We start from the raw sequence: 1,006 nt of genomic DNA, 5'->3' as shown, positions 1-1,006 counted from the left end.
CACGGGGAAGGGTAAAGGAGCGACCCCATGAACATCCTAGAACGTTATCGCGCCATGGAGTACGGCCCGGCGCCGGAAGCCCGCAACGAGGCCGACGCCTGGCTCGCCGGCCGCGATTTTTCCAGGGCGCTGTTCATCGACGGCGCCTGGAAGGCGGCGGCAAGCGGCAAGACTTTCGATACCAGCGAGCCGTCCTCCGGCAAGCTGCTGGCGAAGATCTCGGATGCCGGCGCCGGCGACATCGACGCCGCGGTTGCGGCGGCCGCAAAGGCGCTGCCGAAATGGTCGGCATCCTCGGGCTACGCCAGAGCCAAAGTGCTCTATGCCATCGGCCGCGCCATGCAGCGCCATCAGCGCCTGTTCGCGGTGTTGGAATCGATCGACAACGGCAAGCCGATCCGCGAGAGCCGCGACATCGACGTGCCGCTGGCGATCCGCCACTTCATCCATCATGCCGGCTGGGCGCAGACGCTCGAGAAGGATTTTCCCGGCCACAAGCCGGTCGGCGTCGTCGGCCAGGTCATTCCGTGGAACTTCCCGCTGCTGATGCTGGCCTGGAAGATCGCGCCCGCGCTCGCGGCCGGCTGTACGGTGGTGCTGAAGCCGGCCGAATTCACGCCGCTCACCGCCATACTGTTCGCCGAGATCTGCGAGCGCGCCGGCGTGCCGAAAGGCGTCGTCAACATCGTTCAGGGCGGACCGGAGGCGGGTGCCGCCATCGTCAACCATCCGGGCGTGCAGAAGATCGCCTTCACCGGTTCCTCCGAGGTCGGCAAGATCATCCGCAAGGCAACCGCCGGATCGGGCAAGAAGCTGTCGCTGGAGCTCGGCGGCAAATCGGCCTTCGTCGTTTTCGAGGATGCCGACCTCGACAGCGCCGTCGAGGGACTGGTCGACGGCATTTGGTTCAACCAGGGCCAGGTCTGCTGCGCCGGCTCGCGGCTCCTGGTGCAGGAAGGCATCGCGGAGGCCTTCATCGCCAAGGTCAAGGTCAGGATGAGCCGCC

General features: G+C 66.5%; 1 protein-coding gene. It reads left to right on the top strand.

Features of this window, described 5'->3' with window-relative positions:
- Positions 1-27: 27 nt before the first annotated feature.
- Positions 28-1,006: aldehyde dehydrogenase family protein (locus EOA75_RS33230; protein WP_127326165.1), on the top strand; the 979-nt coding region annotated here is incomplete at its 3' end.

Origin of the sequence: Mesorhizobium sp. M1A.F.Ca.IN.022.07.1.1 (assembly GCF_003997575.1) — a bacterium.
Lineage (GTDB): Bacteria > Pseudomonadota > Alphaproteobacteria > Rhizobiales > Rhizobiaceae > Mesorhizobium.
This window is presented reverse-complemented; position numbering and strand designations above follow the sequence as displayed.